The following is a 24,297-nucleotide window of genomic DNA, read 5'->3' as shown; positions in this document are numbered from 1 at the left end:
GTGGCGCTGCACTTCGTCGACGAGACGGCCGGATCCGCGGCCGTCGGCGACACCCTCACCCTCACCGGCGCGGAGGCGCACCACGCGGCCGCGGTGCGGCGCGTGCGCGTGGGGGAGGCCGTGACCGTGACCGACGGCCGCGGGGCATGGCTCGAAGGCGAATGCGCCTCGGTCGCGCCGCGCGAGGTCGTGGTGCGCATCACGGCGCGCCGTGAGGAGAGCGCGCCGGCGCCGCGCATCGCGCTGGCACAGGCGCTGGCGAAGGGCGACCGCGACGAGCTCGCCGTGCAGGCCGCGACGGAGCTGGGCGTCGACGAGATCCTGCCGTGGCAGGCGGCGCGCAGCGTCTCCCGCTGGGAGGGCCCGAAGGCCGAGAAGGGGCGCGCGCGATGGGCGACCATCGTGCGCGAGGCGGCCAAGCAGGCGCACCGCGCCTGGCTTCCGGAGGTCACCGCCGTGGTCTCGACAGCGGCACTGGCCGCTCGTGCGGCGGATTCCCGCGTGCTCGTGCTGGACCCGACCGCCCAGGCGCGCCTGAGCGGGGTCGATCTGGCGGGCGAGCGGGACATCCTCCTGGTGGTGGGCCCGGAGGGCGGCATCGCGCCCGAAGAGCTCGAGCGGCTCGAGGAAGCCGGAGCCACGCGTGTGCGACTCGGCGACACGGTGCTGCGCACCTCCACCGCGGGTCCCGCGGCTCTGGCGCTCGTCAACGCGCGCCTCGGCCGCTGGTGAGCTCGCCCCGGCTCGGGCGCCCCCGCGCGCATAGACTGGACTCATGAGCGAACCCTCGATCTTCACCCGCATCCTGCAGGGCGACATCCCCGGCGAGATCGTGGCCGAGACCGAGCGTGTCTTCGCCATCAAGGACATCTCGCCGCAGGCGCCGGTGCACCTGCTGGTGATCCCGAAGACTCAGGAGTACCGCGACGTGACAGAGCTCGCGGCGGGTGACCCGTCGCTGCTGGCCGAGATGATCGGCCTGGCGAAGCGGCTGGGCGCGGAGCACGGTGACGGCGACTTCCGGCTGCTGTTCAACACGGGTGCCGGAGCCGGCCAGACGGTGTTCCACGTGCACGCGCACGTGCTCGCCGGCGGCCTGGGAGAGAAGAGCCTCGTCGGTGAGTGACTCCGGTACCCCTGATCCGCGCCGCTCGGAGCAGAACGGCGATCCCGTCACCGAGACGGTGACCGCAGACGGCGTCGCGATGGTGCAGCTGCTCGGCCCACAGGATCGCCTGCTCCGCATGGTCGAGAGCGCTCATCCGGATGTCGACGTGCACGTGCGCGGCAACGAGATCACGCTGCGCGGCGCGGCCGGTCCCGTGCGAGCCGCGCGCGCCCTCGTCGACGAGCTGCTCGAGATGACCAGGGCCGGGCATGCGCTCGGCCCGGCCGACGTGCAGAGCTCGGCGCGCATGATGCGCGACGAGAACGGTCCGCGGCCCAGCGAGGTCATGGGCGAGGCGATCCTGTCCTCGCGCGGCAAGACCATCCGGCCCAAGACCGTGGGTCAGAAGGAGTACGTCGACGCGATCGACGAGAACACCATCGTGTTCGGGATCGGACCCGCAGGCACGGGCAAGACCTACCTCGCGATGGCGAAGGCCGTGCAGGCGCTGCAGCGTCGTGAGGTGGAGCGGATCATCCTGACGCGTCCCGCCGTGGAGGCGGGGGAGCGACTGGGCTTCCTGCCCGGCACGCTGACGGACAAGATCGACCCGTATCTGCGGCCGCTGTACGACGCGCTCAACGAGATGATGGATCCCGAGCTCGTGCCGAAGCTCATGGCGACGGGCACGATCGAGGTCGCACCGCTTGCGTACATGCGCGGGCGCACGCTCAACAACTCGTTCGTCGTGCTCGACGAGGCGCAGAACACCACGCCTGAGCAGATGAAGATGTTCCTGACGCGCCTCGGCTTCGGCGCGAAGATGGTGGTGACGGGCGACATCACGCAGGTCGACCTGCCTCAGGGCGCGTCGGGCCTTCGCCTGGTGACCCGCGTGCTGGACCGGATCGACGACATCCACTTCGCACGCCTGTCGAGCGACGACGTTGTGCGTCACTCGCTCGTCGGGCGCATCGTCGACGCCTACAGCGAGTACGACGAGAAGCGCCTGGCCGCCCGCCACGAGCGCGACGAGGCCGCCGAGTTCGCCAACCGCGCCGAGCGGCGGGCGGCACAGCGCCCATCAGGCCTGGGCTCCGCCGGCCCCCGTGACCGCACTCCCAAGCGAGGACGATCGTGATCGACATCAACAACGAGTCCGCCGTCGACATCGACGAGTCGGTGCTGCTGCGCCTGACGCAGGACAACCTGGCGGCGCTGCACGTGTCGCCCGACGCCGACGTGGCGATCGTGCTGGTCGACGAGGGTGCCATGGAGCAGCTGCACCTGCAGTGGATGGACGAGCCCGGGCCGACCGATGTGCTCAGCTTCCCCATGGACGAGCTGCGCCCGGGCACCGAGGACCAGCCGACGCCCCCCGGCCTGCTGGGCGACATCGTGCTGTGCCCGCAGGTGGCCGAGTCGCAGGCCGAGACCGCCGGTCACTCGACCATGGACGAGCTCATCCTGCTCACGACGCATGGCCTGCTGCACCTGCTCGGCTACGACCACGCCGAGCCGGAGGAGGAGCGGGAGATGTTCGGCCTGCAGCGCGAGCTGATCTCGGCGTTCGCCGTCGCCGAGCGCCGTCGCGCTTCGGCGTGATCGACCGCATGACTGAGACCGCATGACCGAGACCGCTCTGGCCGCGCCTCTCCTGCTGCTGGGCGCCGCCCTGCTCCTGGTGATCTTCGCCGGCCTCATGTCGGCCGTCGATGCCGCGCTGTCGGTGAGTTCGCGCGGTGACCTCGTCGACCTCGCGACCGAAGGGCGCAACGCCCGCTCGCTGGCTCGGATTGCGGCGGACCCGGACCGCCATGGCGCGGTGGTCGTGTTCGCCCGCGTGCTCGCCGAGATGACGGCGGCTGTGCTCGTGACGGCGGCCTTCGTGCTGCTGCTCGACGGAGTGCCGTGGGGCAGTGTGTGGTGGGCGATCCTGTTCGCGGCGCTGCTGATGGCGGTGCTCGACTACATCGCGGTGGCGTCGAGCCCCGCCACATACGGGCGCCGCTACTCGTCTCGTCTGCTGCCGGTGACGGCGCCGCTGGTGCGGGGCGTGCGCATCCTGTTCGGCCCTGTGGCGCACGGGCTCGCCAGCGTCGGCAACCGCGTCACCCCGGGAGGCGGGCGCCGAAGCTTCGAGTCGGAGGAGCAGCTGCTCAGCATCGTCGACGAGGCGGCCTCGCACGCGCTGATCGAGGCCGATGACCGGGAGCTCATCCACTCGGTCTTCGACTTCACGGACCAGGTGGTGCGGGCCGTGATGGTGCCCCGCACCGACATGGTCACCGTCGACGCCGCCGCGAGCATGCAGGAGGCCATGCAGCTGTTCCTCGACCGCGGCATCTCGCGCATGCCCGTGGTCGACGGCGAGGTCGACGACATCGTCGGCGTGCTCTATCTCAAGGACGTCGTGCAGTTCGGGTTCCGCGATGCCGTGACGGGCGCCGAGCGTGCGGGATGGCGTGAGGCCGGGATCCGGGCGATCGCGCGGCCCGCGGTGTTCGTGCCCGAGCAGATGCGCGCCGAGACGCTGCTGCAGCAGATGAAGCGCGATGCCGTGCACGTGTGCCTCGTGGTCGACGAGTACGGCGGCATCGCGGGGCTCGTCACGCTCGAGGACCTGATCGAGGAGCTCGTCGGCGAGATCTCCGACGAGTACGACGCGCCCTCGAAGGAGATCGTCGAGCTGGCCGACGGCCGCTACCGTGTGAGCGCGCGCCTCTCACTCGACGAGGTCGGCGATCTGTTCGGCGTCGAGCTCGAGGACGAGGATGTGGATTCCGTCGGCGGTCTGCTCGGCAAGGCGCTGGGCCGTGTGCCGCAGCCCGGCGACGTGGCGGAGGTGGCGGGCATCCTGCTGACGGGCGGCACGTCGCGCGGCCGCGGGCGCGGCATCGCGACCGTGTTCGTCGAGCGGGGTGAGGCCCTCAAAGCCGTGGAGGAGGCGTTCGCCGAGTTCCACCCGCGCACGGGCGAGATCGCGATCGAGCCACGAGAGGCCGGCCGAGACCGGTACGAAGGAGACGCAGGATGACCGAGTCGACCCGATCGGGTTTCGTCACGTTCGTGGGCCGGCCGAACGTCGGCAAGTCGACGCTCATGAACGCGCTCGTGGGCGAGAAGGTGGCGATCACCAGCGAGAAGCCGCAGACCACGCGGCGCGCGATCCGCGGCATCCTGAACCGGCCCGGCGGTCAGCTGGTGGTCGTCGACACGCCCGGCATCCACAAGCCCCGCACGCTGCTGGGGCAGCGGCTGAACGATCTGGTTGAGCAGGTGCTGGGTGACGTCGACGTGATCGCCTTCTGCGCGCCGGCTCCCGAGAAGGTCGGCCCAGGCGATCGCCGCATCGCCGAGTCGCTCGACGGCTACCCGCGCGCCAAGAAGGTCGCGATCGTCACCAAGACGGATGCCGCCTCATCGGAGCAGACCATGGAGCGGCTCATCGAGGTCAACGCGCTGCGCGAGGACTGGGCCGCGGTCATCCCGCTGTCGTCCCTCACCGGTGACCAGCTCGACGTGCTCAGCGACGAGCTGCTCGCCCTCATGCCGGAGGGGCCCGCGCTGTACGAGGAGGGCGTCGTCACCGACGAGAGCACCGAGGACCGCGTGGCCGAGATCATCCGCGAGGCCGCGCTCGAGGGCGTTCGCGACGAGCTGCCGCACTCGATCGCCGTCACGGTCGACGAGATCATGCCGCGCGAGGACCGCGACGACCTGACCGATGTGCACGCGAGCGTCGTGGTCGAGCGCGACAGCCAGAAGGGCATCATCATCGGCCCCAAGGGCGCGCGCCTGCGGGACGTCGGCGCGCGCGCCCGCGCGCAGATCGAGCCGCTGGTGGGCACGAAGGTGTTCCTCAAGCTGCACGTGCGCGTGGCGAAGGAGTGGCAGCGCGATCCCAAGCAGCTGGGCCGGCTCGGCTTCTGAGGCCGAGCCGTCAGCCGACGGGGCGCATCAGCGACTCGACGATCACGACCTTCTCGCCGAACTCGGCGTCCGCGGCATCCTGATACGTGCCGTCGTCCCACAGCACCTGCACACGCAGGTACCCGCCGTCGGGATGCGCCAGGATCGCCCGGTCGCCGAGCCGGCCGTGGACCGCGGCGCCGACCCGCTCCAGCCGTTCCTCCGGCGTGTCGCCAGGGACGCCGCCCGTCGGGTCGTCCCGTGCGATCGGGTCGTACAGCGCCAGCGGGATCGGCGGTGCGGTCACCGTCAGCCGCTCGCCGTCGTACCTCCCGGTCACGGCATAGCTGCCGAAGGTGCTGTCGCCCGCCGTCTCGGATCCGTCAACCGAGCCCCAGTCCCACCCGTCGAGCGGCAGGCCGCCGCACTGCGGCGGGTAGGACAGCGCCATGACGCCGTAGCAGAGCTGGACGTCCCGGCCCTCCTTGTCCATGACCAGACCCTCCACCACCACCTCGCCGCTCGGCGGCGCCGGATGCACGTCGCCCAGGCGCGGCGCGGGCGGGGCCGCCGGCGCGTCGGCCCGCGGGGTGCTGCAGGCCGTGATCAGCGCGCTCAAGGCGATGGCGGAAAGGATGGCGCCGGCGATGCGCTGCGAAGTGCTCATGCTGGAGAGTGTCGCATCGCAGGCGAACGTCTCGCCGTTGAGCATCCTGCCCAGAGCGGTGGCCATGGGTGCCGCCGGAACCGCGCAATCTGCGTGGTAGTCTGACGACATGCGCCTCGGTGGGCTTCTTCTTCTTAGCCGCCGCGACGAGACCTCGATCTAGGGCCTCCTCGTCGCGGAGCTTGTCGTCGGCCCTCACACACAACGACACGAGAAGAAGCGACATCCCATGGAGAACACCCAGAAGCCCAGCGGCATGCCGGTGCACAAGTACCGCCCGTTCCACGAGCAGATCGCCGTGGACCTGCCCGACCGCACCTGGCCGTCGACGCGCATCGAGAAGGCGCCGCGGTGGTGCGCGGTCGACCTGCGTGACGGCAACCAGGCGCTGATCGACCCCATGAGCCCCGAGCGCAAGCGCGTGATGTTCGAGCTGCTCGTCGAGATGGGCTACAAGGAGATCGAGGTCGGCTTCCCGTCGGCCAGTCAGACCGACTTCGACTTCGTGCGTCAGCTGATCGAGGAGGGGCTCATCCCCGACGACGTGACGATCCAGGTGCTGACGCAGGCCCGGGAGCACCTGATCGCCCGCACGTACGAGGCGATCAAGGGTGCCAAGCAGGCCATCGTGCACCTCTACAACTCGACCAGCGTGCTGCAGCGTGAGGTCGTGTTCCGCACCGACCGCCAGGGCATCATCGACATCGCGCTCGAGGGCGCGCGCCTGTGCCGCCAGTACGAGCGGACCGTGCCCGAGACCGCCGTGTACTACGAGTACTCGCCGGAGAGCTACACGGGCACCGAGCTCGACTTCGCCGTGGATGTCTGCAACCAGGTGCTCGAGGTGTTCGAGCCCACCCCCGAGCGCAAGGTGATCATCAACCTGCCCGCGACGGTCGAGATGGCCACGCCGAACATCTATGCCGACTCGATCGAGTGGATGAGCCGGCACCTGAACCACCGCGAGAACGTCATCCTGTCGCTGCACCCCCACAACGACCGCGGCACGGCCGTCGCCGCCGCGGAGCTGGGCTACATGGCCGGCGCCGACCGCATCGAGGGATGCCTGTTCGGCAACGGCGAGCGCACGGGCAACGTCGACCTCGTGGCGCTGGGCGTGAACCTGCTCACGCAGGGCATCGACCCGCAGATCGACTTCAGCGACATCGATCACGTCAAGCGCACGGTCGAGTACTGCAATCAGCTGCCCGTCCCCGAGCGCAGCCCCTGGGCGGGCGACCTCGTGTTCACCGCGTTCAGCGGGTCGCACCAGGATGCGATCAAGAAGGGCTTCGAGGCCATGGCCGCCAAGGCCGAGGCTCAGGGCGTCTCGGTCGACGACATCGAATGGGGCGTGCCGTACCTGCCCATCGATCCGAAGGATCTCGGCCGGTCCTACGAGGCGGTCATCCGCGTCAACTCCCAGTCGGGCAAGGGGGGCGTCGCGTACCTGCTGAAGAGCGACCACGCGCTCGACCTGCCGCGCAAGCTGCAGATCGAGTTCTCGGGCGTGGTGCAGGCCAAGACCGACGCCGAGGGCGGCGAGGTGACAAGCGACCAGATCTGGGCGATCTTCCAGGACGAGTACCTGCCGTCAGCCCGCGAGGAGGCGCGCTGGGGTCGCTTCGAGCTGCTGGGCACCAGCACGCGCAGCATGATGGACGGCGACGTGTCGCTCGAGGTCGCGCTGCGTGATGGCGAGGACCGGATCGACCTCTCGGGCCACGGCAACGGCCCCATCGCCGCGTTCCTGTCCGTGCTGCGCGAGCAGGGCATCGACGTCACGCTGTACGACTACGTCGAGCACACGCTCAGCGCGTCGGGCGATGCCGAGGCCGCGGCGTACGTCGAGCTGCAGGTCGACGGGCAGCGCCTGTGGGGCGTCGGCATCGACGGCGACATCTCGACCGCGTCGCTCAAGGCCATCGTGTCGGGAGTGAACCGGTCGATCCGGGCGCGTCAGCCGGAGCTGGCCGCGGTCTGATCAGCGGGCGGTGAGGTCGTCGTCGCCGACGGCCTCCGCCGCCTGCTCCGCGGCCGCCTGAGCCTGCTCGTTCGCCTCGGCAGCGAGCTCCATCGCCTCTGTCGCCTGCTCGACGGCCTCCGCCGTCTGACCGACCGCCTCGGTGGCCTGCTCCGCCGCGGCCTGCGCCTGGGCGACGGCCTCGACGGCCTGCTCCACCGCCTCGGTCGCCTGGTCCGCCGCGGCCTGGGCCTGCTCGAGCATCTCGGACGAGATGACGGGGATCGCGGCGGTCTCGAGCGCGACCCTCCGGCGATAGATGCGGCGCTGTTCGGGCAGCGACAGATCGAAGATCACCGCGAGCAGCCGGATGACGGTCGTCACGATCACGCCGGCCGTCGCGGCGGGCACGATGTCGAGCCCGGCCTGGTAGCTCACGCCGAGCACGGTGCATCCGGCGGCCGCCGCGACGGCGTAGAGCGACCCGACGTGCATGATCGCGATGGGCAGTCCCATCACGACGTCGCGCGCCACGCCGCCGCCGACGGCGGCCATGGCGCCGATGAAGATGGCCGGCACGAGGGGCAGACCGAACGCGAGCGCCTTGCTCGTGCCGAAGGCGCCGAAGAGGCCGATCAGCACGGCGTCGAGCGCGATGATGACCTTGTTGAGCCGCTGGAAGACCCCTGCCAGCAGCATGCCCGAGAGCGACGCGACGACCGCGGTGGGCAGGTACCAGTTCGACTGCATGGCGGCGGGTGTCACGCCCAGCAGGATGTCGCGGATGAGGCCGCCGCCGAGCCCGACGATGATGCCGATCAGCGCGACGCCGAGCAGATCGAGACGGCGCTGCCCCTGGAAGCCCGACGCGAAGACCGCGCCCTGCACGCCGCCCAGGCCGACCGCCACCAGATCGGCCCAGAGGGGCAGGATGAACGCGTTCTCGGTCACCCCTCCATGGTGTCACCGGGCCGCCGAGCGTCGGCTCGGCGACCGGCCCGGGCGCGTCGTCTCACGCCCGCTCGGCCGGATGTCAGGGGTCGGCCGGATAATGGTCGGGTGCCCACCTATCGAGACGAAGCGGTCGTGCTGCGCACGCACAAGCTGGGTGAGGCCGACCGCATCGTCACGATGCTGAGCCGCAGGCACGGCAAGGTGCGCGCCGTGGCGAAGGGGGTGCGGCGCACGTCGTCTCGCTTCGGCTCGCGCCTCGAGCCGTTCATGGTCGCTGACATCCAGCTCTATGCGGGCCGCAGCCTCGACATCGTGCAGCAGGCCGAATCCCTCGGCGCGTACGGCGCCGACATCGCCGGCGACTACGACCGCTACACGGCAGCGAGCGCGATGGCGGAGACAGCCGATCGGCTCACGCACGACGAGCCCGCGCCGAACCAGTACTTCCTCCTCGTCGGGGCCCTGCGGTCGCTCTCACGCGGCGAGCACGCGCCGCGCCACACGCTCGATTCGTACCTGCTGCGCGCCCTGTCGCTCGCCGGCTGGGCGCCCGCGCTCGAGGACTGCGCGCGGTGCGGTGCGCCCGGGCCCCACGACATGTTCCTCGCGCAGCTGGGAGGCGTGGTGTGCGCGGCGTGCGCCCCCGCCGGAACCCCGCGCGCGAGCGCGTCGGTGCTGGCGCTGCTGCGCGCTCTGCTGGCGGGCGACTGGGACGTCGTCGACGCGGCGTCCCCGCGCGACGCGTCGCAGGCATCCGGACTGGTCTCTGCATACGTGCAATGGACCATGGAGCGCGGCATCCGCGCGCTGTCGCAGACCCAGACCCAGCCCCCATCGACTCGAGGACGGCGATGACCCCGAAACCCGCAGCTCCCAAGCCGTATACGCATCGTGACGCGGTCCCGTACCGCCCGCTCGACTGGACCGGCCTGCAGGCCCCCGCGTACGGCAAGGACGCCCCGGGGCACGTGGCGATCGTCATGGACGGCAACGGGCGCTGGGCCAACCGTCGCGGACTGTCGCGTATCGAGGGGCACAAGGCGGGGGAGGAGGTGCTGCTCGACGTGGTCGCGGGCGCGATCCAGGCGGGGGTGAAGCACCTCTCGGTCTACGCCTTCTCGACCGAGAACTGGCGGCGGTCGCCGGAAGAGGTGCGGTTCCTGATGGGCTACAACCGCGATGTGCTCCACCGCCGCCGCGACCAGCTCAACGAGTGGGGCGTCCGCATCCGGTGGGCAGGCCGCACGCCGCGACTGTGGGGGTCGGTGATCAAGGAGCTGCGCTTCGCCGAGCAGCTCACCGCCGGCAACGACGTGCTGACGCTCACGATGTGCATCAACTACGGGGGCCGCAACGAGATCGTCGACGCCGCCCGGGCCCTGGCCGAAGAGGTCGCGGCCGGCCGGCTGAAGCCGTCGGGCATCACGGAGAAGGCGCTGCGCCGGCACTTCTACGTGCCCGACATGCCGGATGTCGACCTGTTCGTGCGATCGAGCGGCGAACAGCGCACGTCGAACTTCCTGCTCTGGCAGTCGGCCTACGCCGAGATGGTCTTCCTCGACACGCTGTGGCCCGATTTCCGTCGCACCGATCTGTGGCATGCGATCGACCTCTACCTGGGGCGCGAGCGCCGTTTCGGGGGCGCGATCGACGCGCCGACGGGCGCCCCTGCATGAGCCGACCGGAATACACCACCGCCGTCTGAGGTTGGAGACTCACGTGAGCGACGCGACAACGACCCCCGCCCCCATCCGCATCGATGTGTGGAGCGACATTGCCTGCCCGTGGTGCTACATCGGCAAGCGCAACCTCGAGAACGGGCTGGCCGCGGCGGCGGGCGACGACGACGCGCCCCAGGTCGAGATCACGTACCACTCGTTCGAGCTGTCGCCCGACACCCCGGTCGACTTCGAGGGGTCGAGCGAGGACTTCCTCGCCGAGCGCAAGGGCATCTCCCGCGACGAGGCGAAGCGGATGAACGACCGCGTCGCGCAGATCGCGAAGGATCAGGCCGATCTGCACTATCGCTTCGACCTGCAGCAGCACACCAACACGGTGAAGGCGCACGAGCTCATCCACTTCGCGAAGGAGCACGGCAAGCAGGTCGAGATGACCGAGCGCCTGATGTCGGCGTACTTCGTCGAGGGACGTCACGTGGGACGTATCGACCAGCTCGTGGAGCTCGCGGCGGAGCTCGGGCTCGACGCGGACGCCGCGCGTGACGCGCTCGAGAATGATCATTACCTGCCCGCCGTGCGGCAGGACCAGGCGCAGGCGCGGGCCTACGGCATCAACGGCGTCCCGTTCTTCGTGATCGACGGCAAGTACGGCGTGAGCGGCGCGCAGCCCGCCGAGGCCTTCACACGGGTCGCCCGCCAGGTGTGGGCGGAGCACCGCGGCCTCGAGGCCTGACCCGCTCTCCAGGCGTCACCCGCGTCGCTCCGGCACTCCCGGTCGAGTACACACCAATGTTCGTGTGTACTCGGCTTTGCTCCGGCACTCCCGGTCGAGTACACACCAATGTTCGTGTGTACTCGGCTTTGCTCCGGCACTCCCGGTCCAGTACACACCAATGTTCGTGTGTACTCGGCCTCGCTCCGGCACTACCGGTCGAGTGCACACCAATGTTCGTGTGTCCTCGGCGTTGCTCCGGGGCGCCCTGTGCACACGCAAATTGGTGTGCAGTCGGGCTCAGCGGGTCAGGGCGCGCTGGATCTCGGCGACGATCTCGGGGTCGTCCGGCTTCTGCTGGGGCCGGAAGCGCTTGACCGAGCCGTCGGGCAGCACAAGGAACTTCTCGAAGTTCCATGCCACGCGGCCGGCCTTGCCGTGCGCGTCCTTGGTCTTCTTGAGCGCCTTGTAGAGCGGATGGGCGTTCGGCCCGTTGACCTTGATCTTGTCGTTGATGGGGAACGAGACGCCCCACGTCGTGGCGCAGTACTCGAGGATCTGCTCCATCGAGCCCGGCTCCTGCCCCATGAACTGGTTGCACGGGAAGCCCAGCACCGTGAAACCTCGGTCGCCGTAGGTGCGCTGGAGCTCCTCGAGCTGCTCGTACTGCGGCGTCAGCCCGCACTTGGACGCGACGTTGACGACCAGCACCGGGCCGTCGAACTGGGAGAGGGTCTTCTCGGCGCCCGTGGCGTCGGCGAAAGGGATGTCGTGCAGCGGGAGATCGTCGGATCCGGTGGTCATGTCCACAGCGTACGACCGTCACAGCCGGCTCGGTGCGGAGTCTGGGAGAATGGGAGCGTGACCTCTGTGCTGACCCAGAATCGAGCGTTGACCCGCGACCGCGCGCTCCGGATCGGCACGATCGACCTCGATGTGCCGGTCGTGCTCGCTCCCATGGCGGGCATCACGAACACCGCCTTCCGTCGCCTCTGCCGCGAGTACGGAGCCGGCCTGTATGTGAGCGAGATGATCACCACGCGGGCGCTCGTGGAGCGCAACGCCGCGACCATGCGGCTGATCCGGCACCACGAGTCCGAGACGCCGCGCTCGATCCAGCTGTACGGCGTCGACCCGAAGACCACGGCTGAGGCGGCGCGCATCATCGCCGAGGAGGACCGGGCCGACCACATCGACCTCAACTTCGGCTGCCCCGTCCCCAAGGTGACGCGCAAGGGCGGCGGCTCTGCCTTGCCCTGGAAGCTCGGGTTGTTCCGCGACATCGTCGAAGGGGCCGTGAAGGCCGCCGGCGACGTTCCCGTGACGGTGAAGATGCGCAAGGGAATCGACGCCGACCACCTCACGTTCCTCGACGCCGGTCGCATCGCGGAGGACGCCGGTGCCGCGGCCGTCGCGCTGCACGCGCGCACCGCCGCCGAGTTCTACTCGGGCACCGCCGACTGGTCGGCGATCGCCGAGCTGAAGCAGGCGGTCACGAGCATCCCGGTGCTCGGCAACGGCGACATCTGGAGCGCGGCCGACGCCGTGCGGATGATGGACGAGACCGGATGCGACGGCGTCGTCGTGGGGCGCGGATGCCTCGGCCGACCGTGGCTGTTCGGTGAGCTCGCAGCGGCGTTCGGAGCCGACGCGCCGGTGGTCGACGCGAACCTCGGCTTCGTCGCGCAGGCGTTCCGCCGTCACGCCGAGCTGCTCGTGGAGTTCTTCGAGGACGAGGACCGCGGATGTCGCGACATCCGCAAGCACGTCGCGTGGTACTTCAAGGGCTACCCGGTCGGCGGCGACCTGCGCGCGAGCCTCGCCACCGCCTCGAGCCTCTCCGAGATCGATGATCTGCTCGCTCAGCTCGACCACGACGCGCCGTACCCGGGTGCCGCGGCCGAGGGGCAGCGCGGGCGCGCCGGCTCGCCCAAGCGTCCGGTGCTGCCCGAGGGCTGGCTGGAGTCACGCGAGATGGGCGAGCAGGCCAGCTGCGAGCTGCAGGAAGCGGAGCTGGACACCAGTGGTGGCTGACGGCATCCGCCCGCTGCCGGATCGGCCCGGGGGCTACGACGAGCGCGACGCCGAACGCTTCTTCGCCGAGCGGCACCGCTCGGAGCGCGACGACTTCGCGCGCGACCGCGCGCGCGTGCTCCACTCGGCGGGGCTGCGGCGGCTGGCGGCCAAGACGCAGGTGCTGAGCCCCGCGAGCACGGCCGACTTCGCGCGCAACCGCCTCACGCATTCCCTGGAGGTCGCGCAGATCGGGCGCGAGCTCGCCATCGCGCTGGGCCTGTCGGCCGACGTGGTCGACACCGCCTGCCTGAGCCATGACCTCGGTCATCCGCCGTTCGGGCACAACGGCGAGCGCGCGCTCAACGAGTGGGCCGAGCACATCGGCGGCTTCGAGGGCAACGCGCAGTCGTTGCGCATCCTGACGCGGCTCGAGGCGAAGGTGCTCGACGCCCGCGATCACTCGGTCGGTCTCAACCTCACGCGTGCCAGCTTGGATGCGACGTGCAAGTATCCGTGGACGGTCGACAACCCGCTGCCCGACCCGGGCGGTCGCCTCAAGTTCGGCGTGTACCCCGAGGACGAGGCCGTCTTCCACTGGATGCGCGAGGGGGCGCCTGGCCGGCTGCGCTGCATCGAGGCCGAGGTCATGGACCTCTCCGACGACATCGCCTACTCGGTGCACGACTTCGAGGACGCCGTGGTGAACGGCTACATCGATCTGGCGGCGCTCGCGGATCCGGTCGAGCACCATCCCCTCATCGGCAAGATCCAGCAGTGGGTGGGGTACGACTACTCGCGCGAGGAGCTGGCCGACGGGCTGTACCGCCTGACGCGGCAGCCGATGTGGCTCAAGTCGTTCGACCGCTCGCGCCGCGACCTCGCGCGGCTCAAGAACCTCACGAGCGACCTGATCGGTCGGTTCGCGCGGGCTGCCGTCGCCGCGACCCGGGAGGCCTATGCCGGTCCGTCGCTCGCGCGGTACAACGCGCACGTCGTGGTGCCGCGTGTCGTGGACGTCGAGATCGCGGTGCTGAAGGGGATCATGGGCGCCTCGATCGTGACGATCGACGCCCGCAAGGGGGTCTACAAGGAGCAGCGGCGCGTGCTCAAGCGCCTCGCGAACGCCCTGTGGTCGACCGATGCGCTGTGGTCGGCGGGAGCCGACGTGCTGGAGCCGGCCTTCGCCGCTGACTTCCGCGCGGCGGAGACCGACGCCGAGCGCGCCCGTGTCGTGGTGGATCAGGTGGCCAGCCTCACCGACCAGACCGCGATCGACTGGCACAACCGCCTTGTGGGCGAGATCGATCCGGCCGAGGTGGGCATCTGGACGCCGCGCCATGCCCGGCCGGGCGTGCGGGCGCACTCCGCGACGACGCCGCTGGCGGTCGACGTGGGAGCGCGCTGATGCCGCTCATCCGGCAGAGCGACGTCGACGAGGTCAAGGCCCGCACGAACATCGCCGACATCGTGGGGGAGCGGGTCGCGCTGCGCTCGGCCGGCGTGGGCTCGCTCAAGGGGCTGTGCCCGTTCCACGACGAGAAGAGCCCCAGCTTCTACGTGCGTCCGCAGGTGGGGTATTACCACTGCTTCGGATGCGGTGAGTCGGGTGACGTCTACACGTTCCTCCGCGAGATGGACCACGTCTCGTTCACCGAGGCCGTCGAGCGGCTCGCGGGGCGGATCGGCTACACCCTGCACTACGAGGACGGCGGCGCCGCGCCCGAGACCAGCGGGCGCTCGCGACTGTTCGCGGCGAACGCCGCGGCGGCGGAGTTCTTCCGATCCCAGCTCATGAGCCCCGAGGCCGAGCCGGCCCGCCGGTTCCTCGGCGAGCGCGGCTTCGACGCCGGCGCCGCCTCGCACTTCGGCGTCGGCTACGCGCCGCAGGGGTGGGACGCGATGCTCAAGGCGCTCAGCGCGCAGGGCTTCACGCGTGAGGAGCTCACAACGGCCGGCCTGGTGTCGACCAATCAGCGAGGCGGCGTGTACGACCGCTTCCGCGGGCGGCTGGTGTGGCCGATCCGTGACGTGACGGGTCAGACGATCGGATTCGGCGCGCGCAAGCTCTATGACGACGACCAGGGGCCGAAGTACCTGAACACGCCCGAGACGCCGATCTACAAGAAGGCGCAGGTGCTCTACGGACTGGACCTCGCCAAGCGCGATATCGCGCGCGGCGACCCCAAGCGCGTCGTCGTGGTCGAGGGGTACACCGATGTGATGGCTTGCCACCTCGCGGGCGTGACCACCGCGATCGCGACGTGCGGCACGGCGTTCGGATCCGAGCACGTCACGGTGCTGCGCCGCATCATGGGCGACGACTCCGCGTCGGGCGAGGTCGTGTTCACGTTCGACGGCGACGAGGCGGGACAGAAGGCCGCCATCCGCGCCTTCGCGGAGGACAGCCGCTTCAACGCGCAGACGTATGTGGCGGTCGCGCCGGACGGGCTCGATCCATGCGATCTGCGCCTGCAGCGCGGCGACGGGGCGGTGCGGGGCCTGCTCGATCACAAGGTGCCGATGTTCGAGTTCGTCATCGACCGCCGCATCGGCGGGTTCGATCTGGCGAGCGTGGAAGGCCGCATCGGCGCGCTGCGCTCGGCAGCGCCGATCGTGGCCGCCATCCGCGATCGGATGCTGCGCGCCGGATACGAGCGCGTGCTCGCGCGCAAGCTGGGAATGGACCCCCGTGAGGTGCACGGAGCCGTGGAGCAGGCGGCGCGGCGCGCGTCGAACGGCGGTTCCAGCAAGGCCGGCCAGGGCGAGATGCGACCGGGAGGATCGCCCGAGCCGCGCCCGATGCCGGGCTCCGAGCGTCCGACGGCCTCGCCCGATTCACCCCTGCAGCGTCCGACTCTCGGCACGCTGCCGCGAACGGTCGACACGGCTCTGGAGCGAGATGCGCTGACCGGAGCGCTGCTGTACGGTCACCGCATCGACCCCGCGCTGCTCGCCCGCGCGCTGGCCATCCCGTTCCGCACGCCCGCACTCGAGGCGGTGCGCGGCAACGTCGCCGCAGCGGCCGATCGCACGCGTCCGGGATGGGCCATGACCGCGATCGACGCGGTGCGCGAGCCGTACCGGCAGCTGGCGGGAGAGCTTCTGGCCCGCGACTTCCCGGCGCGTGACGACGAACACGCGGTGGCCTCCGTCAACGACATCTGCCGCCGCCTCATCCTGCGCTCTCTGGATCAGGAGAAGAACGAGCTGCTCGGTGCCGTGCAGCGGGCCGCGCCGACCTCCGAGGAGGGTCGCGCGCTGCGTATGCGCCTGCGCGATCTCGATGTCGAGCGTCGCGCGCTCATCGACGTGGAGTGACCGGCGCGCCCGGATCACGCCCGGCAGTGGCCCCGGCTTGCCGTACCCGGCAGGATGGACGCATGTTCCGCGTTCCCGATGACCCCGTGAACGCCGTGGTCTGTCACGACCTCAGTGTCAGCCGATGGGGCCATGGGCCCGAGACCCGTGCGGTCGACGGCGTGACCTTCACGCTCAAGGCGGGGGAGACCGTCTGCGTGTCCGGCCCGACGGGGTCGGGCAAGTCCAGCCTGCTCGGCGTGCTCGCGGGGCGCAGCGACGAGGCGTTGACCGTGGCGGGCGGTGAGGCGCGAGTGTGCGGCATCTCCGTGCGCCGCAAGGGTCGCGATCGGCGCGTGCTCACGTACCGGGTCGGCTATGTGCCGCAGGGCGCCGGGGCGGCGCTACCCGCGCGTCTGACCGTGGGCGAGGCGATCGCCGAGCCGATCACGTCGCGCGATCGCCGCGTGAACAGCCGCGCAGTCTCGGTGCGGGTCGCCGCGCTGCTCGACGAGATGCACCTGCCCCTCGGCACGGCCGACCGCTTCCCGTTCGAACTGAGTGCGGGCATGCGGCAGCGGGTGGCCTTCGCGCGCGCCCTCGTGCTCGACCCGCGCCTGCTCGTGGCCGACGAGCCGCTGGCCAACATCGACCTCGAGGTACGGCACGTCATCTATGACGCCATCATGCGGCGACGGCGCGAGTGGGGCATGGCGGCGGTCATCGCCACCAACGACGAGGCGTTCGTCCGTGAGCTGGGCGCCGCGCAGCTGCGCCTGCGCGCGGGGCACGTCGTGGCCCAATCGGCCGACGGGCGGCTGCTCTGGACGCCCGACACGCCAGGGCGCACGGCCGTGTCGTGAGCACGGCTCTCGCTTTGCTAAGATTGCCTGGTTGCCCCGCGAGGGGCAGAGGAATGATCCTCGGTAGCTCAATTGGCAGAGCAGCCGGCTGTTAACCGGCAGGTTCTTGGTTCGAGTCCAAGCCGGGGAGCCAAGCAAGCCCCCTGTTCCCTTTGTTTTCAAGGGAATGGGGGGCTTCGTGCTTCCGAGAACGTGTTGCACCCGGACGAAGAATGCCGGTCAAGGGACAGATAACCGCCAGTCGGCCCTCTTCTGGAGGGTATGTCGGACGTGCCGAGGCGTATGTGCGAGCGGTCCGCTGAGGGGTCATGGACCCCACATGCACGGTATTTTCCGCAGGCGCAGCCGGCGACTCACTCGGCGGGGGCACCCAGTGCCACGCGTCGCGCGAGGGCTTGGTGGATCCGCCGAGGGGAGCGAGGATCGACGCCCCTGCGGCTCAACTCCCTGCATGCCGCAGTCGACCCAGCGACGGGGATTGGCCGGCGCGACGCGCCCTGCGGCAGGCGATGGGAACGACTCGTCATGGACGCCCGTCCTACATCGCTCAGATGTCAGAACGCTCGCCACGACAAATGCCGTGCATGTGGGGTACATGACCGCAGACAAGACCGACGAAGTGAACGAAGACCGGGCCACGGCGCGTGGAGTCCCGGAGAACCTGATCCCAAAGTATGACGAAGACGACGTGTCGGCCATCTTCCGCGTCTCCGTCCGAACAGTCCAAGGATGGCGCATCAAGGGCGGTGGTCCGGCGTACGTCAAGATCGGCGACCAAGTGCGGTACCGCCTCGGCGCCCTTCTCGACTACCTCGACGAGCGGACGGTCGGACGTGGCTAGGCCCCGGAAGGCGCCGGGAGAGCTCGGCGCGGTTGCCGTCGATCGGCGCGGGGCCCGGTTCCGTGCTCGGGCGTCAGTGCGAGACGGGGCGGGCCGCCTGGTGCCGATCAGCGTCACGGCCGATCAGGAGCACGAAGCCCGACGTCTGGTGGAAGTGCGTGCGAGGGCGATCTGGGCGGGGTACTTCATTGAGGTCACACCGGCCACTACCGTCGCCCAACTCGGCCAGATCTGGCTGGCCAGCCCGAGCGTGCAACGAAACCAGCAGAGCACCATCGAGGCTTACGAGGCGAACGTCAGGACGATCCTCAGCCCCCGCATCGGCGCTGTGCCCGTGAAGTCGCTTACCCCCGGGTTCCTCAATAGGTTCATCCAGCAGTTGGCGCTGGAGAAGTCGTCCTCCTATGCCTCCAAGGCTCGAAAGACACTCAGTCAGATGCTCAACGTCGCGGTGCAGCAGGGGGTGTTCGAGCACAACCCCGTCAGCACCGTTGCCCGAATTCGCCACGAGGAACGGGATTTCCTGTCGCTGGAAGTGGATCAGGTCCCCCTCGCGCTCGCCCTCATGAGTCAATGGAAGGGCAAGAACCCCGACCGCCGAGGAGGAGTGCGTCCCAACACCACTCTCCTCATCGACACCGCGTTGATCACGCTCGGAAGCAGCAGCCGACCGGGGGAGGCACTGGCCATCAGGCGTAGCGATGTGCGGTTCACGGCTCGCGGCCGTTTGCAGCTCCGGATCGGCGGGACGGTCAGCCACACCACCAAGCACGGGAACGTCCGGAAAGACTCACCCAAGAAGGCGCGCCAGCGCCGGTGGATCACCGTGCCGACCTTCACCGCAGCCGTGCTCCGTCGTCGGCTGGCCGAGTACGTTGACAACGATGACGAGCTCTTGTTCGCCACCAAGAACGGCACGCCGTACGCCGTCAACCACCTTGAACTGCTGTATCGCAGGTTCCGCGAGGCGAACGATGTCGAGCTGAGGGCGATCGGCATCGACAACGTGCACCTCTTCACGCCGAAGGTGTTCCGGAAGACCGCGGCGTCGATCGTCGAGGACGATGCGAACATCGATCTCGCGCGACGGTTCCTCGGCCATGCAGACGAGCGCACTACGCGTAACCACTACCTGCCCCCGGAGGACACGGTGCCTGAGGTAACGGCAGAGATCCTCGCGCGCGCTTTCGCCGACATCGGCGACGTGGATGACCTGCGCTGCATGTAGCGCCGTCGGGGCGAGTGGCGGCTCCCGTGCATCACGAGCCGCCGCTCGGACCCGGGATTCGCGCTCTGTTGCGCCCGCCGACCACGTGGTACGACAAGAGGCCCGTCACGTTAGTACCGGCGCGTCAAAGTCGCTAGCGTGAGCACGCTGACGGGTGAAGTATCGCTAGATTCAGCAGGAACGATGGGTGGATGAGCAGCGAGGAGCGAGAATTCCCGCGGGAGATGCAGCCGCGCTACGACGAGGTCGACGTGGCGCGGATCCTCCGGGTGTCAGTCCGCACGGTCCAAGCGTGGCGGCTGCGGCGAACTGGGCCTTCATTTGTGCGGATCGGTACCCACGTGCGCTATACGGAGCGGGCGCTCCTCGACTACATCGAAGCCCGAACGGAGAAGCACGAGTAAGCGATGAGCATCCCGTGAGTGGCAGCGCCAGCACGGAGCTGTCCGAGCTCACCTCCTGGGGGCGCCCGGGACGCTACCCGCGACAACCTCGAGCGGCACGAACTAGGCTCATCGAGCTGAAACCGGATGCTGCAGCCGTTCTCATCCGAACAAGGAACTAGGGGTAGCCAGTCTGGAGGGTCGACGGCGAAGTGATGCACGTCCCCCATTTCGAGTTCACAGCGGGGCGCTCCGGAATGGTGTGCCCGTCGGTGCAGAAGTCGCCCGATGACGATAAGACTGACGTCTGAGGTCGTGTCCATCACGGTTCTATAGCGGTAGAGGGTCGGTCAGCCAGCGACCATGGCGCTCCAGCACATACTTTGCGCATGCCCCGCGGTGTTGAGGCGGGTACGAGAGCCTCCGGCCGCCGTGCATGTGTAGTGCATGAGCGATCGCGATCAGCCACCTCTCCCCTCCGACCTACTCCCGCGCTACAGCGAAAGGGAAGTCGCTGCGATGCTGTTCGTCTCCGTACGTCGGCTTCAGAACTGGCGGTTCTACGGACGCGGTGGCCCCGCCTACGTCAAGATCGGCGGCAGCGTCCGATATTGCGAGCGTGACATCGTCGAGTTCCTCGAGCGGCATACAGTGCGATAGTGGTGAAGCGTGCTCCTCCAGGAGTGGCGTGTTGCCGTCGGCGGAGCGGAGCGTCGTCCACCGCAAGCGCACCAAGCACCTACCCACCTCGATGTCGTCGATGCTCAGATCGGTCGCCTGACTGCGCCGGACAGTGCGGAAGCCTCCGCTGGTGCTGCCAACAGCACCGCCGGCGGAGGCACACCGTCACCCCCACCATGTCCATCGGCACAGATTCTGCTCGCCGAGCCTCGCCGAGCCTGGAGCTGCCCTGAGGTGCATGGTCCTCGCTCCATCCCTGCGGGCTCTCGTCCGGGGGCAACGCTGCTCAACGTCCCGACGGCGAGCCTCTAAGCAGGAGCCGTTGACGGTTTCGCGGCTCAGCATCACGTCTGCAGGGCGGGCGGCGGTGGCTGCGACGACTTCCTCGTCGGCGGCAAGTCCTTCGGGTCACCAGTCGCGCCCGCGCCTGCTGGCGTGAAAGCCCATCGACGGGGCGCCGCCGAAGCTCAGGAACGACACGGAAGCGGAGGCCCGCGGGAGAGTGCCCAGACGGCGTCGCTCAGCCGTTTGCTCCCGCGGTGGTCACCCGCGGAATCGAGTTCGCCCTTCCGCGGCCAGTCGATGGATCCAATCCGGGGTGCGGTCGCCTAGCCTCCGGTCGGCTTCTACGTGGATCTCGGCGGCCAGCCATCGCGCCCGGTCGGAGCGACGCCGCGCGCACGCAGTGCGGGTGGCGTCCGCGACCGTCTCGGCAGTCACGTCCACGCCTCGGGCTCTGAGAGCCGCTGCAAGCCTGGCCGGATCGATCGACATGCGGCCATCGTGCACGCCACAGGCGGCTTCAGCAACACTGGAGCATGCCCCGCGTGAAACCCCTGCCCGTGCTCGAGTCGGCGGAGACGTTCGACCTTCCCGACGACCAGGTCCTCGTCCTCGGTGACACGCACGGCTCGACGCTGTGGGCGCACCGGCTGCGCGACCGTGGCTGCCCGAGATGCTCGCTGCCGAGCCCGCTCCGGTGAGGACGGTCTTGTCGCTCGGCGACTGGGGGTACTGGCAGAAGCACCGGCTCGACCAGTTCGACTCCCTGCTTCGACGCAGCGGCATCGCACGCGCGCTGATCACGCTCGGCAACCACGAGGAGTACGACCGGGTCGCGCAGGCGTTCGATGACGCACCGGCGGGGCACGCGGTTCGCATCAGCCCATACGTGTGGATCCTGCCTCGGCCCTTCCGGTTCACAAACGGCGGCAGAAGCGTGCTGTCGTTCGGTGGCGCAGCTTCCGTCGATGTGCGGTCGCGGCGTGAAGGCGTGGACTGGTGGCCGGACGAGATGCCGAGCGAGGAGCAGGCCGCCGCAGCGATCGGCGGTGGCCCCGCGGAGGTTATGGTCACTCACGACTGTGTCGAGGGCAGCGGCGTCGCGGTTGTCGAAAACCTGCTCGCATCCAACCCACTGGGGTAGCCCGAGAGCTCCCAGGCGTACTCAGCCACGTCCCGCGCCCGCGTCACGGCGGTCTGGAACGCCGTCCGCCCCCAGCTGCTGCTTCACGGACACATGCATGCGCGCGGCACGGGCGTCACCGGCGACGGCCGCCGCGTCGAGTCGCTTGCCTGCGATGAGATGCCGGGCAGCGTCGCCCTGCTGCGCCTCGACGACCTCAGCGTGACCGACCTCAACGGCGGCTGGCTGCGGTGACGGCATCCTCAGTGAGCGGCGGGACGATGACACTGGCGTCGCGCGGCACTAAGTGCTCGACGCGGGCTCATACAGGCGGGGCAGGGACGGTATGCGACTCGCAATGGGCGGCTGCCAGCGGCACGTCGTGCAACGCTGATTGACTTGCGTGGTGGCCACCCGAAACCAAGTCGTACGCCTGGTGCGACAGGATGCTGGCCTCTCCCAGAGGGAACTCGCACGCCGGCTCGGCACGTCGCGGTCCGTCCTCTCGGCGATCGAGTCTGACCAACGCGACGTCAGCGACGACGTGTACGAAGCGATTCTGAGGGCGGCAAGAGCGCGCCCCAGCGTACTTCTCGCCGCGCACCGTGACGAGTTGCTCAGTCTTGCCGCACGCTACGGTCTGACACAGCTTCGCGTTTTCGGCTCCGCAGCGCGAGGCGATGACGGCCCAGGCAGCGACGTCGATATCCTCGCTCATCTCGATGACCAGCACCGTGGTCGTCCGCTGCACGTCTTCGGCTTCTCCCAGGACGCGGAGCGAATCCTGGGGTTCTCGGTCGACCTCGTCCTCGACGACTCGGTCGGCGACGCTATGGCGCAGATTCTCGACGAAGCAATTCCCCTCTGACGATCCTCGACGGTGACGTTCACCGCTGACGACAAGCTCATCAGTGGACGCCCGCTTGCCTCCAGGGCCACCGCGGATCCGCCGGGCATGCTCTACCGGCTTCACTGCTGCGGGTAGGGGACTGCCCGGAACGCGAGTTGGGCTAATGGCGTCGTAGTTGGGGCTCGGTTGCTGAACAGAGCGAACGTGTTCGGATAGGGCACCTTCACCGGACAAGTATGCGAACACCCTTTATGAGACGGGCCAACCTACGGAATCTCGTGACGCCAGCAGGACTCTTGGCTGCTCATAGAACGACCGGCTTACGAACACTCGTCCAGCTGTCGACCATGCTGTCGCGCATGGTGACTGGCTTCGTGTATCTCGACGGCTCTCGAGTGAGCCGTCGGCGCATGCGTCGCTGATCCCAGACACTCGGCGCACCCAGAGCCCAAGGTGAGGACCATCCGGTCCTCACCTCTTGCTTTCTACGAGAGCGGGTCTGCTGGGAGTTCTCCGGTCGCACACTCGAGGGAGAACCCATGACCACGCTCGACCAGGTACTCGAACATCTGAGCCGCAGGACTGACCAGAGCTACGGTCGCGACGATCTGCGCGACCGACTCGTCGCTGGACGGCCCCTCCGGATCAAGTTCGGCGTCGACTGCACCGCGCCCGACCTGCACCTCGAACATGCGGTGAATCTCTGGATGATGCGGTACCTGCAGGATCTCGGTCAGGTGGTTGTGTTCCTTCTCGGCGACATAACAACCCGGATCGGCGACCCAACGGGTCGCAGCACGACCCGACCGGTTCTCACTGCTGAACAGATCGAACGCAACGCGCAGGCATTTCTCGAGCAAGTGAGCATGGTTCTGCGTAAGGAGCCCGCGGTGCTCGAGATTCGACGAAACGCCGAGTGGTTCGACACCATGCCGATCACGGAACTACTCGGTGAGCTCAGCCTGGTGCCCCAAGGGCGGCTGATGAGCCGGGACATGTTCCAGAGCCGTGTCGAGGAGCGTCGCGAGATCGCGATGCATGAGCTGATCTACCCCGTACTGCAGGGCTTCGACAGCGTTGCGTTGCGGTTGGATATAACGCATCGTCGGATCCGACCAACTGTTCAATGGGACCATGGGGCGGGAGCTCCAGGCCAAGCATGGACAGCTACCGCAGACCGTCATCACGAGCACACTCACGCCCGGCTCGACGGCGGGCCAAAGCAGTCGAAGTCGTTGGGCAACTACGTTGGACTCGCGCAACCCGCTGAGGAGAAGTTCGGAAGGCTCATGACGCTGAACGACGATCTCATCGGTCTGTGGGCAAAGGTCTACACAGAGCTGCCTTTCGCAGATGTAAGTGAACTCGCGCGCCGCGCCAGCCTCGGCGGTGTCCAAGCCCGCGACGCCAAGTTGGATCTGGCGGAAGCGATCGTCGCACGCCACCACGGCGCATCCCCTTCCTCAGCGTGCTCTCCGATGGCGGGCTCCCCACGAGCATGCCGCAACTGCGTGTGCCGCAGCACGTGACGCTGCTTGACCTCGTCCAAGCCGCGCGCCCAGAACTGACACGGTCACCGGCGCGGAGACTGATCGCCGAAGGCGGTGTGCGCATCAACGGGATGAAGTGCCTCGACGTCGAGGAGCTGGCTTCCGTCCGGACACACGACGTGCTTCAGGCGGGGCGTCGACGCTGGTTCAAGCTCGCTGTGAACGGCAGCTGAGGGATACGGGAGAGG

At 69.0% G+C, this 24,297-nt stretch carries 26 protein-coding genes, 1 tRNA gene and 1 pseudogene; 25 read left to right on the top strand and 3 right to left on the bottom strand.

Features of this window, described 5'->3' with window-relative positions:
- From ABTW64_RS01125 to era, 6 genes are read left to right on the top strand one after another with little or no spacing between them, the layout of a single operon-like run.
- Entirely contained in the window at nucleotides 1–732 is a 732-nt protein-coding gene (locus tag ABTW64_RS01125; RefSeq protein ID WP_350618301.1) for a 16S rRNA (uracil(1498)-N(3))-methyltransferase, read from the top strand.
- 43 nt (nucleotides 733–775) lie between these two features.
- On the top strand, nucleotides 776–1,126 hold the full coding sequence (locus ABTW64_RS01120; protein ID WP_350618299.1) for an HIT domain-containing protein: 351 nt from the start codon (nucleotides 776–778) through the stop codon (nucleotides 1,124–1,126).
- A complete protein-coding gene (locus ABTW64_RS01115) occupies nucleotides 1,119–2,249 on the top strand; it encodes a PhoH family protein (RefSeq protein ID WP_502892280.1) in 1,131 nt (376 codons plus the stop codon). The genes ABTW64_RS01120 and ABTW64_RS01115 overlap by 8 nt, the downstream gene beginning before the upstream one ends.
- Nucleotides 2,243–2,713, top strand: a complete 471-nt coding sequence (ybeY, locus tag ABTW64_RS01110) for an rRNA maturation RNase YbeY (protein ID WP_350618818.1) — start codon at nucleotides 2,243–2,245, stop codon at nucleotides 2,711–2,713. The genes ABTW64_RS01115 and ybeY overlap by 7 nt, the downstream gene beginning before the upstream one ends.
- A gap of 22 nt (nucleotides 2,714–2,735) precedes the next feature.
- Entirely contained in the window at nucleotides 2,736–4,145 is a 1,410-nt protein-coding gene (locus tag ABTW64_RS01105) for a hemolysin family protein (protein WP_350618297.1), read from the top strand.
- Entirely contained in the window at nucleotides 4,142–5,041 is a 900-nt protein-coding gene (era, locus tag ABTW64_RS01100) for a GTPase Era (RefSeq protein WP_350618295.1), read from the top strand. Before ABTW64_RS01105 ends, era begins: the two co-directional genes overlap by 4 nt.
- A gap of 10 nt (nucleotides 5,042–5,051) precedes the next feature.
- Here era and ABTW64_RS01095 read toward each other — a convergent pair whose 3' ends face one another.
- On the bottom strand, nucleotides 5,052–5,687 hold the full coding sequence (locus ABTW64_RS01095; RefSeq protein WP_350618293.1) for a hypothetical protein: 636 nt from the start codon (nucleotides 5,685–5,687) through the stop codon (nucleotides 5,052–5,054).
- 229 nt (nucleotides 5,688–5,916) lie between these two features.
- Between ABTW64_RS01095 and leuA the strand changes: the two genes are divergently transcribed.
- Nucleotides 5,917–7,671, top strand: a complete 1,755-nt coding sequence (leuA, locus tag ABTW64_RS01090) for a 2-isopropylmalate synthase (RefSeq protein WP_350618291.1) — start codon at nucleotides 5,917–5,919, stop codon at nucleotides 7,669–7,671.
- 252 nt (nucleotides 7,672–7,923) lie between these two features.
- Here leuA and ABTW64_RS01085 read toward each other — a convergent pair.
- Nucleotides 7,924–8,601 (bottom strand): annotated as a pseudogene (locus ABTW64_RS01085) (trimeric intracellular cation channel family protein); the annotation flags it as partial.
- A gap of 108 nt (nucleotides 8,602–8,709) precedes the next feature.
- On the opposite strand from ABTW64_RS01085, the gene recO reads away from it, so the two are divergent.
- From recO to ABTW64_RS01070, 3 genes are read left to right on the top strand one after another with little or no spacing between them, the layout of a single operon-like run.
- A complete protein-coding gene (gene recO / locus ABTW64_RS01080) occupies nucleotides 8,710–9,459 on the top strand; it encodes a DNA repair protein RecO (protein ID WP_350618289.1) in 750 nt (249 codons plus the stop codon).
- On the top strand, nucleotides 9,456–10,280 hold the full coding sequence (locus ABTW64_RS01075) for an isoprenyl transferase (protein ID WP_350618287.1): 825 nt from the start codon (nucleotides 9,456–9,458) through the stop codon (nucleotides 10,278–10,280). The genes recO and ABTW64_RS01075 overlap by 4 nt, the downstream gene beginning before the upstream one ends.
- A 43-nt stretch (nucleotides 10,281–10,323) precedes the next feature.
- A complete protein-coding gene (locus ABTW64_RS01070; protein ID WP_350618285.1) occupies nucleotides 10,324–11,016 on the top strand; it encodes a DsbA family oxidoreductase in 693 nt (230 codons plus the stop codon).
- 279 nt (nucleotides 11,017–11,295) lie between these two features.
- Here ABTW64_RS01070 and ABTW64_RS01065 read toward each other — a convergent pair whose 3' ends face one another.
- Nucleotides 11,296–11,799, bottom strand: coding sequence for a glutathione peroxidase (locus tag ABTW64_RS01065; RefSeq protein ID WP_350618283.1), 504 nt, complete (start codon nucleotides 11,797–11,799; stop codon nucleotides 11,296–11,298).
- Between the two features lie 69 nt (nucleotides 11,800–11,868).
- Between ABTW64_RS01065 and dusB the strand changes: the two genes are divergently transcribed.
- From dusB to ABTW64_RS00990, 15 genes are all read left to right on the top strand, one after another.
- Nucleotides 11,869–13,029 (top strand): tRNA dihydrouridine synthase DusB, encoded by a 1,161-nt coding sequence (gene dusB / locus ABTW64_RS01060; protein ID WP_502892289.1) that lies wholly within the window; start codon nucleotides 11,869–11,871, stop codon nucleotides 13,027–13,029.
- Nucleotides 13,022–14,416 (top strand): deoxyguanosinetriphosphate triphosphohydrolase, encoded by a 1,395-nt coding sequence (locus ABTW64_RS01055; RefSeq protein WP_350618279.1) that lies wholly within the window; start codon nucleotides 13,022–13,024, stop codon nucleotides 14,414–14,416. The genes dusB and ABTW64_RS01055 overlap by 8 nt, the downstream gene beginning before the upstream one ends.
- Nucleotides 14,416–16,329 (top strand): DNA primase, encoded by a 1,914-nt coding sequence (gene dnaG / locus ABTW64_RS01050; RefSeq protein WP_350618277.1) that lies wholly within the window; start codon nucleotides 14,416–14,418, stop codon nucleotides 16,327–16,329. Before ABTW64_RS01055 ends, dnaG begins: the two co-directional genes overlap by 1 nt.
- 62 nt (nucleotides 16,330–16,391) lie before the next feature.
- Nucleotides 16,392–17,171, top strand: a complete 780-nt coding sequence (locus tag ABTW64_RS01045) for an ATP-binding cassette domain-containing protein (RefSeq protein ID WP_350618275.1) — start codon at nucleotides 16,392–16,394, stop codon at nucleotides 17,169–17,171.
- 57 nt (nucleotides 17,172–17,228) lie between these two features.
- Nucleotides 17,229–17,304, top strand: a tRNA-Asn gene (locus ABTW64_RS01040).
- A gap of 462 nt (nucleotides 17,305–17,766) precedes the next feature.
- Complete coding sequence (locus ABTW64_RS01035; protein ID WP_350618273.1) at nucleotides 17,767–18,012, top strand: helix-turn-helix domain-containing protein; 246 nt, start codon at nucleotides 17,767–17,769, stop codon at nucleotides 18,010–18,012.
- Nucleotides 18,013–18,112: 100 nt separating this feature from the next.
- Nucleotides 18,113–19,240, top strand: coding sequence for a tyrosine-type recombinase/integrase (locus tag ABTW64_RS01030; protein ID WP_350618271.1), 1,128 nt, complete (start codon nucleotides 18,113–18,115; stop codon nucleotides 19,238–19,240).
- 191 nt (nucleotides 19,241–19,431) lie between these two features.
- A complete protein-coding gene (locus ABTW64_RS01025; protein ID WP_350618269.1) occupies nucleotides 19,432–19,644 on the top strand; it encodes a helix-turn-helix domain-containing protein in 213 nt (70 codons plus the stop codon).
- A gap of 426 nt (nucleotides 19,645–20,070) precedes the next feature.
- A complete protein-coding gene (locus ABTW64_RS01020) occupies nucleotides 20,071–20,283 on the top strand; it encodes a helix-turn-helix domain-containing protein (protein WP_350618267.1) in 213 nt (70 codons plus the stop codon).
- 848 nt (nucleotides 20,284–21,131) lie between these two features.
- The gene (locus tag ABTW64_RS01015) at nucleotides 21,132–21,287 is read left to right on the top strand and encodes a hypothetical protein (protein ID WP_350618265.1); all 156 of its coding nucleotides are present in this window, start codon (nucleotides 21,132–21,134) and stop codon (nucleotides 21,285–21,287) included.
- Nucleotides 21,260–21,730, top strand: a complete 471-nt coding sequence (locus tag ABTW64_RS01010) for a hypothetical protein (protein ID WP_350618263.1) — start codon at nucleotides 21,260–21,262, stop codon at nucleotides 21,728–21,730. The genes ABTW64_RS01015 and ABTW64_RS01010 overlap by 28 nt, the downstream gene beginning before the upstream one ends.
- A 93-nt stretch (nucleotides 21,731–21,823) precedes the next feature.
- A complete protein-coding gene (locus tag ABTW64_RS01005; RefSeq protein ID WP_350618261.1) occupies nucleotides 21,824–21,964 on the top strand; it encodes a hypothetical protein in 141 nt (46 codons plus the stop codon).
- A 151-nt stretch (nucleotides 21,965–22,115) separates the two neighbouring features.
- Nucleotides 22,116–22,577, top strand: a complete 462-nt coding sequence (locus ABTW64_RS01000) for a helix-turn-helix domain-containing protein (protein ID WP_350618259.1) — start codon at nucleotides 22,116–22,118, stop codon at nucleotides 22,575–22,577.
- 521 nt (nucleotides 22,578–23,098) lie between these two features.
- Entirely contained in the window at nucleotides 23,099–24,088 is a 990-nt protein-coding gene (gene tyrS, locus ABTW64_RS00995) for a tyrosine--tRNA ligase (RefSeq protein ID WP_350618257.1), read from the top strand.
- Nucleotides 24,085–24,282 carry a S4 domain-containing protein gene (locus tag ABTW64_RS00990; RefSeq protein ID WP_350618255.1) on the top strand — a complete coding sequence of 66 codons (198 nt, stop codon included), beginning with the start codon at nucleotides 24,085–24,087 and terminating at the stop codon, nucleotides 24,280–24,282. Before tyrS ends, ABTW64_RS00990 begins: the two co-directional genes overlap by 4 nt.
- Nucleotides 24,283–24,297: the final 15 nt, after the last annotated feature.

This window comes from Microbacterium sp. NPDC096154 (assembly GCF_040302945.1).
Lineage (GTDB): Bacteria > Actinomycetota > Actinomycetes > Actinomycetales > Microbacteriaceae > Microbacterium.
Note: the sequence above shows the minus strand (reverse complement) of the source record. Positions and strands in the feature narration are given on the sequence as shown.